The following is a 13,232-nucleotide window of genomic DNA, read 5'->3' as shown; positions in this document are numbered from 1 at the left end:
CGGCTCTTCTGCCAGCTCAGGCCCGCCTCGTGCAGGGTGCGCGCGATGGTGAACCGGCTCACCTGCGGCAGGCCGTCCGGGGCTTGGCGCAAGGCCTTCTGCAGCAGGCTCAGCGACCAGGTCGCGGTGCCGTCCTGCTCGCGCTGCGGCGCTCGCGCCCATTCGGCCAGGATGCGCTGCTGCGCGTGAGCCCCATAGCGGATCCGTGGCCCGCCACCGTGGTGCGGGCGCACGGCGGCCAGGCCCTCGCGGTTGAAGCGACTGACCCAGGCCGAGATGGTCTCGTTGTGGCCGCGCCCGACGAGATGGGCGGCGGCGGTGTAGCTGGCGCCTTCGGCAATCGCCAGCAGGGCACGGGCACGGTCGACTTCAGCGGCAGGAGTACTCTGGGAGCGGCTCAGGCGGGTGAGTTCTTTGCGCTCGTCTACGGTGAGCGGGCGTAGTGGATCTTTCTGGTGGCGCGACATGGGGCACCTCGCAACACGAGGATCACCATGCCACTATACCATATCCGACGGCAGACGACCCACTAGGGGTTACTCGCCAACCTCGGCCGTCTTCGCCTTCGAAGATGCGCGGCGCTTTGGTTTAGAGACTCCAGCCGGCTCCGAAACGGCCTCCTCCGGTGCAGCAACTGCTTTCGCGACAGTCTTCCTTCGCTGCTGGCCAAGGCCGGTGCTCCTGGCGAGCTCGGAGCGCCTCGCAGCATAGTTCGGCGCCACCATCGGGTAATCGCCGGGGAGCCCCCACTTTGCGCGATACTCCTCAGCCGTCAGCCCCAGCGTCCCAAGGTGCCGCTTGAGCGTCTTGTACTTTTTGCCGTCTTCAAGACTGATCAGGAAGTCGGGCGTGATGGACTTGCGGATCGAAACGCGTGGCTCTGGTTTCTCGGGCTGTGCCTGTTTAGGGGTGGCAAGCCCTTGGAGCGCAGCGTGCACCGTTCCGATCACGTTTAGTAGATCGGCGCGATGAACAGAGTTATTGGCCACGTAAGACGAGACGATATCGGCGGTAATGCTGGCGAAGTCCAGCCGCTGTTCAGTTTGATCCATAACTCATCCAATGCCTATGAGGCTGAGGCGTGATCAGTTAGCTGATAGCCTGGCTGGGTCAAGCCACTCGGGCAGGTGCGGGCAATTCTCAAACCCGACCGCTCCAGCCACACATCGAAGATCTCGTCGGCAGCCCTTTGCGCTTCATCGGCCGTCTCGGCAAATCCCAGAAGCGGCACCTTGGCGTTATGCGGCATACCGTTCATGGTCCAGACCCAGCGGCCGTTTCCTTCGCCTCCTGCACGGTGCTGATAGACGAGACTGAAACGATGGAAGCCTAGGCCCCCTTCAAGGCTCCCGTCGACGTGCCATGCAGCAGGCCTCCAATTGAGCGGCATCAGCGGCTCCTCGGGGGCATAGGAAGATCCTTATAGGACAGGCCCAAGGCTGCATTCCGGACAGCATTCGCCTTCGAGCCATAGAGGCGGCCGATCTTGGCCCATTCCCGGTCACGAACGGCATAGCGCAGCCGGATATCGAGAACTTGCTCGACGTTCAGCTTGCGGGGTGTGTTCTTTAGCCTGCTCATCCGCATTCGACTCAGCGAGAACGAATAGCGAACATGACTCTTGCACAGGACTGAAGTCGAGTCCTAGGAACAGGGGCGTGGGACAGGCTGTGGAAACAGTGGATTGCGCCTATCGTGCGCTCTCAGTGGAAGATGAGAAGCGCATAGACATCGTCGATAGGCTCAGGGCCGCCAAGAAATATGCCCTCCTTTGGGGTCGGAACACGAACTGCTTCCACATACGGGCCTCATCTTGGCACCGTTGGGAGCGGGAGCCATCCACCCCATCGTTTGGGAGCATTCTTGTTCCAGCCCCTTTCACGCTCCCCTTTCGCTGAGTTGCCTGGGCTGGAGACAAGCCACTTGCCACTTGTTGCCGCAATTTCCTGCAAATGGCAGTCTCGGTCCGTTACCCACGCCATAAAAGCCCATCGCACCCAACGACCGAAAGCCGCCTATGATCCCGATGCTCGGATGGTCACATCTGCCTGTCTTGGCTCTCATCGCCGCTGCCCTGATGGGTCAGGTCGCGCAGGCTGCGCCCGGGTATCTGAAGCACGAAACTCCCATTCCGCCGGCAACGATGACCCTGATGAAAGGGAGCAACACCGCTCCCGCCGAACCGATGCTGATCCGCATCTACAAGAAGGAGGCGGAACTCGAAGTCTGGAAGCGCAGCACCAGCGGGCGCTATCTTCGCCTCAAGACATTTCCCATCTGCCGCTGGTCAGGCCAACTTGGTCCCAAGCAGAAGGAGGGTGATCGGCAGACGCCGGAAGGCTTCTATGCCGTCACCGCCTCGCAGATGAACCCGAAATCCAAGCACTACCTGTCCTTCGACACCGGATTTCCCAATGCCTACGATCGGGCGCATGGGGCCACCGGGTCCGCCCTGATGGTTCACGGAACCTGCTCCTCCGCCGGCTGCTACGCCATGACGGATGCGGGAATGGCGGAGATCTACGCCCTGATGAGGGAGGCGTTCAGGGGTGGCCAGAAGGCCATCCAACTGCAAGCCTATCCGTTTCGCATGACGGCGGAAAACCTCGTTCAGCATCGCCTGGATCCGAACATTGCGTTCTGGCGCCAACTCAAGGAGGGCTCCGATCGCTTCGAGGCCACTCGGGAAGAACTCGTCGTGAACGTATCGACGGGGCGATACACCTTCCAATTGGCCAAAAGCCCGGACACGGAAGCAGCTGTGTTGGCCTACCGGGCCATGGAAGACGATCACATGGCGGTGTTGCTGGAGGAGGGCAGGGCGGCCATCCGAACCACCTATGCCGATGGCGGGCAGCACCCATCCTTCACCACCCTCTGGCACCGCGGCGTGTCATTGGGTGAGGTGAGCCGTCCCGAGGCTCTGGCTTATGCCGGACTGGAGCGTGTGATCACGCCGGCACGAGCGACACGCCCGGCCTGTCTTGAGACAGGCACCTGCGCATCCCGAGTAGACCAATTGAAGGCTATCTCTCCTCCGACCACGGGGGAACGGCTCCTGGCAATCGCGCCGCTGGACGGCCCGTCCACGTGGCTGAAGGAACTGCCATCGCTGCTTACGTCGGCCCCCGTCGGTGGCGCCGCAATGAGTTTCACCCATAACCAGCCGATGATCCTGGGAGCACAGGAGATCGTGCCCACGCGTTTGGAAAAGCGCACCTGATAGGAACACGGCTTGGCGGACGCCAGCGATCTGGCTGCTGAGACCGCCTTCCTGCCGAACCGGGGCGGGGCTGTCATGTCGCGACCATGCCCAATGGACCTGTACGCCGGGTCAAAGGCGATTAGGGCTTCAGTGCCACCTTGCGAGCGGAGGCCCAACGAATGGGCTTATAGTTCTTGCCCTTGAGCTTGGCTTGGCCCCAGATCGACTCGAGGTAGCGTGCATCTCCAAGGATGATGCCGTCCAGTTTGGCAGCCCGGTTGATATCGACGTTCTGCTGCTTGCCCTTGAGCCCTTGCGTGTCCTTCGTGGATATCTTGGTGACGAAGGTCACGACGAGACCGGGAGAGCCCTCCACCTCGTAGGCGTTGAACAGGCGCAGGCCATCGGATCTCTCGTCAAGGAGCCGCTCGACAAAGGCGAAACCGTTGTTCTCCGCATGCATCCGGATGTCCGCAAGGGTCGTCTCACCATATGTGAAGCCAGGGAAGTCGGCGGGCTTGCCATCAAGCCGGCCGCCCCAGGTCTCCTCAGCATAGGCGATCCGGCCGTTCCCTGGTTCCGTGGCGAGCGCGAGCTTGTTCCCGTCCGACAGTCTCCACCTGACCTCCTCGTGGGGTCCTGCCGCGACCTTGGAGATCGGCTTGCCTGCGATCCGCGATGCCGTGGTGATCTCCTCCCCGATGCGGATGCCGTTCAGGGTCTGAGCCTGTGTTCCGCCCGTCAGGGCAAGAAAGCCAAAGGCAGGGAGCACGCGCCGCGCTACGATGGAGGTGAAGAGTCTCATGATGGTCGTCGGTAAGGGGGCAGACAACCTACCTTTGACAGGACTTACGTCAACCGGACTGGGGCAGTTGCGGATCCATAGTTGCAAAGGGATCACAGCTTTTGGCTGCGAGAGAACTCTTCAGTGCCGTGCCGTTTCTCAGGCACATGATGACCACCGACCCGGTGCACGACAAACCTGACAGCGGTCAAGCGGCTCACATAGGAATCTTGCCGATGATCCATTCCGCCGCCTCCGAGCTGAATCCGATCTCGATCAACTCCTCCTTGAGATCCTCAACCACATCGGGATCCAATGTGATGGAGTTGTCGTCTGCATCTGCCCCTGTTGCGGGCTTCTGTCCATCTTCATTCGGCTCTGCATTCTCAATTGGAGCTACTGTGACGCGCACGACTGGCTGGTCATCTCCATCCTCGTCATTCTCACTCTCATAAACTTTGAGTGTGACCCAGCGCCCTTCGACCTCGTCCTCATAGACCGTTTTCCACTCGCCCATGTTCCTCTCCCGGATTACGCCTCAGCGCTGTCGTCCTCCGGCGTTGTAGCGTCATATTCCCAAGCCATCAGGGGTGCCTTGGCGGAGGCGGCCCACAGCCCCTCTGCGCTCCCGGTAAGGGGCCGCCATAGCTGCAGGATCGGCTACCCCGATCCCACAGAAGGCGTGTCGATGGGCTTGACTGACTGTGAATCAGCGTCGAATGCTGACCCTTGAGCCAGCTGCCATTAAACGTCGACTTTGCTGGCAAATTCATCACTTTAGCAGGGTCACGATCGGCGCCGCTGGTGACCCTGCGGAAGTTCCTTCTTGTGTTGCTAAGTCAAGGCGTTGCGCTTCCCTTGAGAGGGGTCAATCACCGGCGCCGGTTCACATTCAACGGGCGTAGCCTTCTCGACCGTCGCCTCCGGACGGTTCTGGGAGGTGCCCGCCGTCTCCTCGGCCTTGAGCTCCTGCTCGGCCTCATGCCAGTGATCGAACGGATTGCCCGTGCGGCCCTGCCGCTCCCAGATCTGGTAGGCCCGCACCCGGACCTTCTCTTCCTAATCAGCCATGGCTTGCCTCCAAAGGCTCATCAGCGCTTATCGTGAAGGAGAGTGCGCCTGAACCAACCCAGAAAAAAGGCCGCTCAAGAGCGGCCCGAAGTTTAGGAGGAAACGCCCAAGAAGGGCAGCAACACCGCGACGCCAATTGCCTTGTTGCACTGCAATAAATAGTTTACATCTGAACGCTGGGCAAGGTTAAACGGACAGCAGGACTGCCCGTTTTTGTGGCGGATGCCATGGGGCAGATGCATGGCCCAGGTATGTCAGCACCGTCGCCTCAGCCCTACAAGGGGGCAGCGCAAGATGTGTTCCTGATTTACAACACGGCCGGCCGAAGCTATGTAATACCGATTCAAAGGATGGGAGATAAAGTAACGGCCTCAATATCGGGGTGAGGCCGCAATGGGAAGTCAGATCTTCAGGATCTTTTGGCTCGATCGAGGATCTTTTCCGACTCGGGATAGACCTTAGACCCTCGCCTATCCATGTGACTATGCCCCGTCAATGGCTACCCAACTTGGCAGGCAATCTCTCGTGGTCTCGGCTTTCCGAGTCTGATTAGGGGGATCGTCATGAAACTTGTTCGGACGCTAAGTGCGGCAGCTCTTGCTTTCGCCACCCTGCTTGGATCACACGAAGCCTCGGCCCAGACCATCAAGGTTGGCTCCAAGAACTTCACGGAACAGTTCATTGTCGCTGAGCTCTATGCCGCCGCACTTGAGGCTGCGGGCTTCAAGGTTGAACGCAAGATCAACCTCGGAACCACGCTCATCGCGCATGAGGCGGTCAGAACGGGGGCTATCGACCTCTACCCGGAATACACCGGAACAGGCCTCAACGCCGTTATGAAGGCTGACGGGGGAGCCGATATGACCCCGGACAAAGTCTACGACAAGGTCAAGAGTTACTATGAGAAGGAATTCAGGCTGACTTGGCTTAAGCCATCCGGCGTCAACAACGGCTATGCCATTGTCGTTCGCCCGGAGACCGCGCGGGAGATGAATCTCAAGACCCTCAGTGACCTTGCCAAGGTGTCGAGCAAGCTGAAGCTTGGGGCGGGACCCGAGTTCCCTGACCGCCACGACGGCCTCAAGGGGCTGAAAGAAGTCTATGGACTCGAATTCGGCGAGTTCCGCCAGTTTGCGGCGCTACGCCTGCGATACGAGGCGCTCACTCAGAAGCAGATCGATGTGGCTAATGGCTTCGCAACGGATTGGCAGATCGCAGCCGGCAAGTTCGCTGCGCTCGAGGACGATAAGGGTCTGTTCCCTCCCTACTATCTCGCACCCGTGGTGCGCCTGGACACTGTGAACAGCAATCCGAAGATTGTTGGGACGCTTGAGCGTGTCGGTGCCCTGCTCGACAATCCGACCATGCAAGAATTGAACCGTCAGGTCGAGGTCGAGAAAAAAGAGCCGCGCCAGGTCGCTTCCGAGTTCCTGACGTCCAAAGGCGTTATGCACTGACGCGAGACACTGATGCGGTGCGTTCCATCTGCCATCGGACAACACCGATTTTCGATACGGAAGGTGCTCATGCCGCAACGAGGCTTGATGCTCGCCGGCTATGGTCCGCCGCCACTTAGGGGTTTCGACGCAGTTATGCACTGCGACCTGTGGACACCGTTCGTCTACCACAAAAGGCCCATTGCTCGTGACGTTCAGATATCTCCTTGGGCATTATCTGACAATGTGAACAGCGGGCTCATCCCAGACGGCCTTGCGTGACCTGGATTCTCAACAACTACGACCGCCTCCTCACGGCTCTCTGTGAGCATGTGGCTCTCGTTGGCATCGCACTCACACTCTCTCTGGCGATTGCCTTTCCTCTTGGGGTCTATTCTGCACGACGGCCGAGCGTCTATGGCCCGGTCATGGCGATCGTCGGCGTCTTCTATACCATCCCGGCCCTTGCTCTGTTCGCCTTCTTGATTCCATTCATGGGCCTTGGGACCCGCCCGGCAGTCACGGCGCTTGTGCTCTATTCGCTTGTCATCCTCATCCGGAACATTGCGACAGGCATCCGTGAGGTCCCAAGCGACATCATCGAAGCCGCGGATGGGATGGGCTATGGTCCATGGCGTCGCCTTTTCCGCATCGAGTTGCCGCTCGCATCACCGGTCATCGTGGCCGGAATTCGCATCACGGCCGTCACTCAGATCTCGGTCGCAACCGTCGCTGCGTACATCAGCGCCGGCGGCCTGGGGGAGATCATATTTCAGGGGATCACACAGGATTTTGGAGAAAAGGTTGCGGCAGGAGCAATGGTCACCGCACTCCTCGCTGTCGTTGTCGATACAGGTCTACGTCACCTTGAACGCCGGCTCCGGGCGGCGATAGCGGAGCAGGCCTGATGCTGCGTGACGTGCTGACCTGGCTGGTCGGGCACCCAAAAGTCTTCGGCCAGGCGGTATGGCAACACCTCACGTTATCGTGCTTGGCCCTGACGGCAGCGATCGCAATCGCGCTCCCCCTGTCCCTCGTGCTCCTGCGATGGCCTCGGGTGGCGGGCGTCACTGTCGGAGTGGTCACCATTTTGCGAGCGATCCCGAGCCTTGCGCTTCTTGCCCTCATGCTGCCCACCCTTGGAACCGGCTTTCTGCCATCTTTCGTGGCTCTGGCCCTCTATGGGCTGCCGGCCATTCTGATCAACTCCTATACCGGCTTGCGAGGGATCGATGCCGACATCGTGGAGGCGGCACGCGGTCAGGGTCTGTCCAATCGGCAGGTCATGTACCGTATTCTAATCCCACTCGCGCTTCCTGTGATCTTTGCCGGCATCCGCACGGCGGCGGTGCAAATTGTGTCCGCGGCGACGCTCGCTGCATTTATCGGCGGCGGCGGGCTTGGTGAACTTATCACCTCTGGGATGGGAATGCTCGACATGCCGCAACTCATCGTCGGCGGGCTCGCAGTGGCGGCGCTGGCGTTGTGCACCGAAATCGGGTTTGGGCTTATGGAGCGTCGCATGGCTCGGGCGGGGAACGCATGATCAGCTTGCAAGGTGTGTCAAAGTGGTTCCCGCAGGCGCCATCGCCTGCGGTCGATCACCTCGACCTTCACGTGCCGGCGGGAGCGACGTGCGTGCTTCTCGGCCCCTCCGGGTGCGGCAAGACTACAACCATCCGGATGATCAACCGGCTCATCGAGCCATCAGAGGGACGCATTCTCGTTGAGGGCGAGGATGTGACACGAATTGATCCGATCCGCCTGCGACGGCGCATCGGCTATGTGATCCAGCAAGTGGGACTCTTCCCCCATATGACAGTCGCCGAGAATGTCGCGACAGTGCCGCGGCTTCTCGGTTGGCCTCCTGTTCAGATCCAACATCGCGTCGGCGAAATGTTGGACCTCGTGGGCCTCGATCCAGGTCAATTCATGAGCCGTTATCCGCGCCAATTGTCGGGCGGGCAGCGCCAGCGGGTCGGGGTTGGCCGAGCGCTCGCGGCCGATCCACCGGTCATGCTGATGGATGAGCCGTTCGGATCGGTCGATCCCATCATACGCGCCCGCCTGCAGAACGAATTTCTCGCCATCCTGCAGCGGCTGAAGAAGACGGTGATTCTGGTGACTCACGATCTCGATGAGGCGATCCATATGGCTGATCTTGTTGCCGTCATGCGGGATGGCCGCGTCGCCCAGTTCGGGACTCCTGACCAGTTGCTCGCGCGTCCGGCAGATCCTTTCGTCGCTGATTTCGTGGGCGCGGAGCGGGCCCTCAAACGTCTCGCCCTGATCACGGCAGGGGAAGCTTGCGAAGCTCGCACAGGTGGAACGATCGCCGTGGATACGCCGACGATCGCGGCGTCTGCTTCCCTGCGCGAGGGGCTCTCCCTCCTGCTCATGAGCGGCAATGAGGTGGCGCGCGTGGTGGATGCCGACGGCTTGGAGATCGGGGTCCTGACGCTCACCACGATTCGTGTGCGCAGTGCTATCCGACCGACCTGAGGCCAAGCGATTGGCTATCGGCCGCACCATCACAAGCCCGTGCGGGCCTCGTGCCACACCTTTAGGGGCATTGACGGGAAAGCCCGATGAGAGATCGTGTAGGGATGCCGGAGCACCTGATGTTGATCCACGCACCAGCCCAGGAGGGTATCCATGCGGTCATCCCTGATCGGAGTAGTCTTCGCCCTGGTGACCATTCCTGCCTTGGCCCAAGCTCCGGACGGGACGCCCACCCGCATTCGCGGGACCGTCGAGAAGCTTGAGGGCCAGACCCTGCTGGTCAAAACCCAGGCAGGGCAGGAGGTCCCCATCACCTTGGCGCCGAACTTCACAATCTCCGGTGTCGAGAGGCGCAGTCTCTCCGATATCAAAACAGGCGACTACATCGCCTCGACCTCCGTCCGAGGACCTGACGGCAAGCTGCGGGCGCTTGAAGTGCATTTCCTCCCTCCAGGAGCGGGCGAGGGGCAGTTCGCCTACGATCTGGCTCCCAACAGCCTCATGACCAATGCCACCGTCGCCGGGGTCGCGGCTGCGGCTCAAGGCCAGGTGCTGCGTGTCACCTATAAGGGCCAGGAGGCGGAGATCACCGTTCCGCCCGAGGCGCCTGTGGTTGCCTTCGTGCCAGGAGACATGAGCCTCGTGAAGCCCGGAGCGGCGGTCTTTATCTTCGGGCAGAGAAAGCCCGACGGGTCTGTCTCTGCAACTCGCGCCACCTTGGAGAAGAATGGCGTCAAGCCACCGATGTGATCGGGACGCCTCCGCCCATGTCCGCCTCATCGCCATCTGACCAGTCTCCAGACGGCCCACAAAGCGCTACGGGCAGCCTTGAGCTGTGTGACTGGAGGCGTCGAGTCGCCGAGCTTTACGCCACGGTTCGGGCTGCGGAACCGCTCGCCGGGTGGCAGCAATGGTGTGCAGGCCGGGATGAACTGTTTCGTCACCATTCCCAGTCGCCCATCCTTCCTGAGATGCAGGCTGAGTTCGCGGGGCTCCCTTATTTCCCGTACGATCCGTCCCTTCGCCTCGTCGCTGATGTTGGTGAACCGCAGGGCCGGGCAACGATCATGACGGGGGCCGGCCATGACGGGGAGGTGCGCCTGCATCCCTTCGCCCGAACCCGCGGGCTCACGCCTCGTCTCGGCAATGAACTCACCCTCTACTGGATCGGCGGCTACGGCGGCGGGGTGTTTCTGCCGTTCCGGGACGCCACCAGCCGCCACGAAACCTTTGGTGGCGGCCGCTACCTCCTGGACACGATCAAGGGCGCCGATCTCGGCCAAGCCCCGGACGGACGGCTCGTCCTGGATTTCAATTTTGCCTACAATCCATCCTGCGCCTATGCGGACCGATGGATCTGCCCGCTGGCGCCGGCCGAGAACCGGCTTCCCAATCCCGTCCGCGCCGGTGAGCGGCTCCCGGACTGACGAGGGTCTGCCGGCGGGGTAACACCGGATTGCAGTCGTAATCTGTCTCGGCTCCTCCATTATCGTCCCGCTTCGGCGCGGTGACGATCCGCCACCGTCGGTACCTTCGGGCTGCTCCGCGAAGCCGCGCCCATGGCCCCAGCCCAGGCTCTCAGTGGAGGACCCATTCCATGACGCAGGCGCCCGCTTCATCTCCCGAGAAGATCCTGCAACTCGGCAGTGCTTTTTGGCCTTCCAAGACGCTTCTCAGCGCCGTGGAGCTCGGGCTCTTTACAAAGCTGGCCGAGAGCGGACCCCTGGATGGGACCCAGATCCGTGATGCCGTTGGCCTGCACGAGCGCAGCGCCCGCGATTTCCTGGATGCCCTGGTGGCGCTCGGCCTGCTGCAGCGCCTTTCGGATGGGCGCTACACGAACATGCCTGAGACGGATCTCTACCTCGATCGCAACAAGCCTTCCTACGTGGGCGGCATCCTCGAGATGATGAACGGGCGGCTCTACCGGTTCTGGGGCAACCTGACCGAAGCGCTCCGGACCGGCTTGCCGCAGAATGAGACCCGGCACGGCGAGCCCGACCTGTTCGCCGCCGTTTATGCGGAGCCCGCCCGGCTGGAGCTGTTTCTCGGCGCGATGACGGGTTTAAGCCTGCCGACCGCTCGCGCGATGGCAAGCTCCTTCCCGTGGAGCGAGTACCGCACCTTTGCCGATGTCGGCTGTGCCCAAGGGGGCCTGACTGCCGAGATTGCCCGCGCTCACCCTCACCTGAGAGGCATCGGCTTCGACCTGCCGACCGTCGGTCCGGTGTTCGAGCGCTATGTGGCCCAGCAGGGCCTTGAGAAGCGCGTGACCTTCCAGGCCGGCGACTTTTTCAAAGATCCTCTTCCCAATGTCGATGTGCTGGTGATGGGCCACATCCTGCACGACTGGAGCCTTGAGGAAAAGAAGCTCCTGCTCGGGAAGGCCTATGAGGCGCTGCCCAGCGGGGGTGCCCTTATCGTCTACGATGCCATAATCGATGACGAGCGGCGTGAGAATGCCTTCGGTCTGCTCATGAGCCTGAACATGCTCATCGAGACCCCTGCGGGCTTCGACTACACCGGTGCGGACTGCCGGGGCTGGATGGAGGAGGCCGGTTTCAAGGACGTCCGGATCGAGCCCTTGCAAGGCCCGTATTCGATGGCGGTCGGACAGAAATAGCCGCCGACGCGCATGGCCCCACGCGGTGGCCCGTTTGCTGACAAGGAGGCGTCGATGAGTGTGCGCTGAAGCCTCGCTTCTCGTCGGCCACAACCATGCCTTCGAGAGGCGGTTCAGTATCCGAGGTGGAAGCTTGCCGGCTAGCATCAACGCGGGCTTGCCGTGGAGCAGCCGAAGCTAGTGCTTGGAGCCCGTCTCCCCCTCGACGATCTCGCTCACGGCCCATTTACTGGATTGGGCTGGCCCGGCCCCTTTGGACTTATCCTTCTTCGGCTTCTTGGCTTCCCGATTTCCATGCTGTTCGCGTTGTGCCATGGCCTTCTCCTCCGACATCCCGAGTTCGTCTGAAGCGTTCAGCGGATCACGCGTTCCAACTGTACCACACTGGGGTCTCAGTCAGCCGGGGAGGTACAGGGTCGACCTTACGACCGGGAAAGGTGAGAAAGTCGCCACCTTCCCAGAGCGCAATGTTCATTCGGCCGACATGAAGCCGCTTCAATAGCATCCCGAGGGCCATCGAACGGCTTGTGGATCCAGCGTCTGATACCCATCCAGAGAATTGCTGACTCGGATTTGCATTGATGTGTCTTGCGTGTTTCGCATGATCGTGTCTGGCATGATTCCCTGATGGCAGGGGCGCAATTGCAGGAGACCACCATGGCCGGGCTCCCGATCCGTCTGGACTCCTCGCCGTCCGATCTGCGCACACGGGCTGCGCGTGAGCGGGATCCCAGGGCTGTCCTGCGGTTGCTGGCGATCGCCAATGCGCTCGAGGGCATGACCCGAACTGAGGCTGCCCGGCTGGCCGGCATGGAGCGGCAGGCCCTGCACGATGCCATCCAGCGCTTCAATGCTGAGGGACCTGACGCTCTGCAGGACCGGCCCCGTTCCGGTCGCCCGGAGCAGCTCAGTCCCGGTCAGCAGGCCGCCCTCAGGGCTCACATCCTGCACGGGCCGGAGCCCGAGCGCGATGGGGTCAGCGCCTGGCGGCTGGTTGACCTGTGCGAGCATGTCGAGCGGACGTACCGCGTGCGCTACAGCCAATGGGGGCTCTCGTGCCGGCTCAAGCGGCTGAACCTGTCGCGGCAGAAGACCCGGCCCTCGCAGCCCAAGGGCAATCCGGCCGCACAGCCGGCGTTCAAAAAAGGAACTCCCGTCCAAGCTGCAGGCCATCGCGGCACAGCATCCTGACGCGCGTCTTCAACTCTGGTGCCAGGACGAAGCGCGCTTTGGTCAGAAGGGACGAACCACCCGCGTCTGGTATGAGCGCGGTGTGCGTCCGCCCGGGGTGGTCGATCAGCGCTTCGAGAGCCTATCCCTGTTTGCCGCCTGCCGGCCCGGCACAGATGAGACCTTCGCGTTGGCGCTGCCGCGGGTGAGTACCGATGCCATGACGATCTTTCTCGAGCACTTCGCGCGTCAGCTTGCGCCGGGCGTGCACGCGGTGCTCGTGCTCGATCAGGCCGGCTGGCACGACGCACGGGCCCTGCACGTGCCGGACACCGTCACCCTTTTACCCTTGCCACCCGCCTCACCGCAGCTGAACCCGGTGGAGCGGGTCTGGCTGTACCTGCGCGAGCGCTATCGCTCGCATCGCGTGCTCGACGACTA

General features: G+C 61.8%; 17 protein-coding genes and 1 pseudogene. 10 read left to right on the top strand and 8 right to left on the bottom strand.

Features of this window, described 5'->3' with window-relative positions; all coding sequences use genetic code 11:
- The 4 genes from DDF70_RS32165 to DDF70_RS32150 form a co-directional block, all read right to left on the bottom strand.
- Nucleotides 1-467, bottom strand: a 467-nt coding sequence (locus DDF70_RS32165; protein ID WP_114946241.1) for a helix-turn-helix domain-containing protein, incomplete at its 3' end; no start/stop codon positions are given.
- 69 nt (nt 468-536) lie between these two features.
- Nucleotides 537-1,052: a Ros/MucR family transcriptional regulator gene (locus DDF70_RS32160; RefSeq protein ID WP_114948693.1), complete on the bottom strand. Its 516-nt coding sequence runs from the start codon at nt 1,050-1,052 to the stop codon at nt 537-539.
- Nucleotides 1,053-1,066: 14 nt separating this feature from the next.
- Nucleotides 1,067-1,390, bottom strand: a complete 324-nt coding sequence (locus DDF70_RS32155) for a hypothetical protein (protein ID WP_114948692.1) — start codon at nt 1,388-1,390, stop codon at nt 1,067-1,069.
- Nucleotides 1,390-1,581 (bottom strand): hypothetical protein, encoded by a 192-nt coding sequence (locus DDF70_RS32150; protein WP_162820834.1) that lies wholly within the window; start codon nt 1,579-1,581, stop codon nt 1,390-1,392. Before DDF70_RS32150 ends, DDF70_RS32155 begins: the two co-directional genes overlap by 1 nt.
- Nucleotides 1,582-2,017: 436 nt before the next feature.
- Here DDF70_RS32150 and DDF70_RS32145 point away from each other — a divergent pair, with 436 nt between their 5' ends.
- The gene (locus DDF70_RS32145) at nt 2,018-3,223 is read left to right on the top strand and encodes a L,D-transpeptidase family protein (RefSeq protein ID WP_114948690.1); all 1,206 of its coding nucleotides are present in this window, start codon (nt 2,018-2,020) and stop codon (nt 3,221-3,223) included.
- Between the two features lie 121 nt (nt 3,224-3,344).
- Here the strand turns inward: DDF70_RS32145 and DDF70_RS32140 are convergent, their stop codons facing one another.
- From DDF70_RS32140 to DDF70_RS32130, 3 genes and pseudogenes are all read right to left on the bottom strand, one after another.
- Nucleotides 3,345-4,010 carry a hypothetical protein gene (locus tag DDF70_RS32140; protein WP_114948689.1) on the bottom strand — a complete coding sequence of 222 codons (666 nt, stop codon included), beginning with the start codon at nt 4,008-4,010 and terminating at the stop codon, nt 3,345-3,347.
- A gap of 196 nt (nt 4,011-4,206) precedes the next feature.
- Entirely contained in the window at nt 4,207-4,506 is a 300-nt protein-coding gene (locus DDF70_RS32135) for a hypothetical protein (protein ID WP_114948688.1), read from the bottom strand.
- Nucleotides 4,507-4,823: 317 nt separating this feature from the next.
- Nucleotides 4,824-5,036, bottom strand: a pseudogene (locus DDF70_RS32130) (DUF2934 domain-containing protein); the annotation flags it as partial.
- A gap of 587 nt (nt 5,037-5,623) precedes the next feature.
- Here DDF70_RS32130 and DDF70_RS32125 point away from each other — a divergent pair.
- From DDF70_RS32125 to DDF70_RS32095, 7 genes are all read left to right on the top strand, one after another.
- A complete protein-coding gene (locus DDF70_RS32125; protein WP_114948686.1) occupies nt 5,624-6,517 on the top strand; it encodes a glycine betaine ABC transporter substrate-binding protein in 894 nt (297 codons plus the stop codon).
- A 257-nt stretch (nt 6,518-6,774) separates the two neighbouring features.
- Nucleotides 6,775-7,404 carry an ABC transporter permease gene (locus DDF70_RS32120; protein WP_114948685.1) on the top strand — a complete coding sequence of 210 codons (630 nt, stop codon included), beginning with the start codon at nt 6,775-6,777 and terminating at the stop codon, nt 7,402-7,404.
- On the top strand, nt 7,404-8,042 hold the full coding sequence (locus DDF70_RS32115) for an ABC transporter permease (protein ID WP_114948684.1): 639 nt from the start codon (nt 7,404-7,406) through the stop codon (nt 8,040-8,042). Before DDF70_RS32120 ends, DDF70_RS32115 begins: the two co-directional genes overlap by 1 nt.
- Nucleotides 8,039-8,998 (top strand): ABC transporter ATP-binding protein, encoded by a 960-nt coding sequence (locus tag DDF70_RS32110; protein WP_114948683.1) that lies wholly within the window; start codon nt 8,039-8,041, stop codon nt 8,996-8,998. Before DDF70_RS32115 ends, DDF70_RS32110 begins: the two co-directional genes overlap by 4 nt.
- A 153-nt stretch (nt 8,999-9,151) precedes the next feature.
- Nucleotides 9,152-9,748: a hypothetical protein gene (locus DDF70_RS32105; RefSeq protein WP_114948682.1), complete on the top strand. Its 597-nt coding sequence runs from the start codon at nt 9,152-9,154 to the stop codon at nt 9,746-9,748.
- Between the two features lie 221 nt (nt 9,749-9,969).
- Entirely contained in the window at nt 9,970-10,425 is a 456-nt protein-coding gene (locus DDF70_RS32100) for a DUF1684 domain-containing protein (protein WP_245435735.1), read from the top strand.
- Nucleotides 10,426-10,595: 170 nt separating this feature from the next.
- The gene (locus DDF70_RS32095) at nt 10,596-11,621 is read left to right on the top strand and encodes a methyltransferase (protein ID WP_114948681.1); all 1,026 of its coding nucleotides are present in this window, start codon (nt 10,596-10,598) and stop codon (nt 11,619-11,621) included.
- 177 nt (nt 11,622-11,798) lie between these two features.
- On the opposite strand, the gene DDF70_RS37200 is transcribed toward DDF70_RS32095, so the two are convergent.
- Complete coding sequence (locus DDF70_RS37200; RefSeq protein WP_162820833.1) at nt 11,799-11,936, bottom strand: hypothetical protein; 138 nt, start codon at nt 11,934-11,936, stop codon at nt 11,799-11,801.
- 342 nt (nt 11,937-12,278) lie between these two features.
- Here DDF70_RS37200 and DDF70_RS32090 point away from each other — a divergent pair, with 342 nt between their 5' ends.
- Together DDF70_RS32090 and DDF70_RS32085 are read left to right on the top strand one after the other, a co-directional pair.
- A complete protein-coding gene (locus DDF70_RS32090; RefSeq protein WP_162820832.1) occupies nt 12,279-12,812 on the top strand; it encodes a helix-turn-helix domain-containing protein in 534 nt (177 codons plus the stop codon).
- Nucleotides 12,739-13,232 (top strand): IS630 family transposase (locus tag DDF70_RS32085; RefSeq protein ID WP_162820835.1); only part of this gene is annotated, 494 nt, incomplete at its 3' end. The genes DDF70_RS32090 and DDF70_RS32085, both read left to right, overlap by 74 nt.

The organism is Microvirga calopogonii, assembly GCF_003347665.1.
In the GTDB taxonomy this organism is placed as follows: domain Bacteria; phylum Pseudomonadota; class Alphaproteobacteria; order Rhizobiales; family Beijerinckiaceae; genus Microvirga; species Microvirga calopogonii.
The sequence above is the reverse complement of the archived record's forward strand: the minus strand, read 5'-3'. Positions and strand labels throughout refer to the sequence as shown.

What these genes read in the sequence shown, in the direction of transcription:
- DDF70_RS32160 (WP_114948693.1), bottom strand. Translation starts at nt 1,052, where the DNA reads ATGGATCAAACTGAACAGCGGCTGGACTTCGCCAGCATTACCGCCGAT.
- DDF70_RS32155 (WP_114948692.1), bottom strand. Translation starts at nt 1,390, where the DNA reads ATGCCGCTCAATTGGAGGCCTGCTGCATGGCACGTCGACGGGAGCCTT.
- DDF70_RS32150 (WP_162820834.1), bottom strand. Translation starts at nt 1,581, where the DNA reads ATGAGCAGGCTAAAGAACACACCCCGCAAGCTGAACGTCGAGCAAGTT.
- DDF70_RS32145 (WP_114948690.1), top strand. Translation starts at nt 2,018, where the DNA reads ATGATCCCGATGCTCGGATGGTCACATCTGCCTGTCTTGGCTCTCATC.
- DDF70_RS32140 (WP_114948689.1), bottom strand. Translation starts at nt 4,010, where the DNA reads ATGAGACTCTTCACCTCCATCGTAGCGCGGCGCGTGCTCCCTGCCTTT.
- DDF70_RS32135 (WP_114948688.1), bottom strand. Translation starts at nt 4,506, where the DNA reads ATGGGCGAGTGGAAAACGGTCTATGAGGACGAGGTCGAAGGGCGCTGG.
- DDF70_RS32125 (WP_114948686.1), top strand. Translation starts at nt 5,624, where the DNA reads ATGAAACTTGTTCGGACGCTAAGTGCGGCAGCTCTTGCTTTCGCCACC.
- DDF70_RS32115 (WP_114948684.1), top strand. Translation starts at nt 7,404, where the DNA reads ATGCTGCGTGACGTGCTGACCTGGCTGGTCGGGCACCCAAAAGTCTTC.
- DDF70_RS32110 (WP_114948683.1), top strand. Translation starts at nt 8,039, where the DNA reads ATGATCAGCTTGCAAGGTGTGTCAAAGTGGTTCCCGCAGGCGCCATCG.
- DDF70_RS32105 (WP_114948682.1), top strand. Translation starts at nt 9,152, where the DNA reads ATGCGGTCATCCCTGATCGGAGTAGTCTTCGCCCTGGTGACCATTCCT.
- DDF70_RS32100 (WP_245435735.1), top strand. Translation starts at nt 9,970, where the DNA reads ATGCAGGCTGAGTTCGCGGGGCTCCCTTATTTCCCGTACGATCCGTCC.
- DDF70_RS32095 (WP_114948681.1), top strand. Translation starts at nt 10,596, where the DNA reads ATGACGCAGGCGCCCGCTTCATCTCCCGAGAAGATCCTGCAACTCGGC.
- DDF70_RS37200 (WP_162820833.1), bottom strand. Translation starts at nt 11,936, where the DNA reads ATGGCACAACGCGAACAGCATGGAAATCGGGAAGCCAAGAAGCCGAAG.
- DDF70_RS32090 (WP_162820832.1), top strand. Translation starts at nt 12,279, where the DNA reads ATGGCCGGGCTCCCGATCCGTCTGGACTCCTCGCCGTCCGATCTGCGC.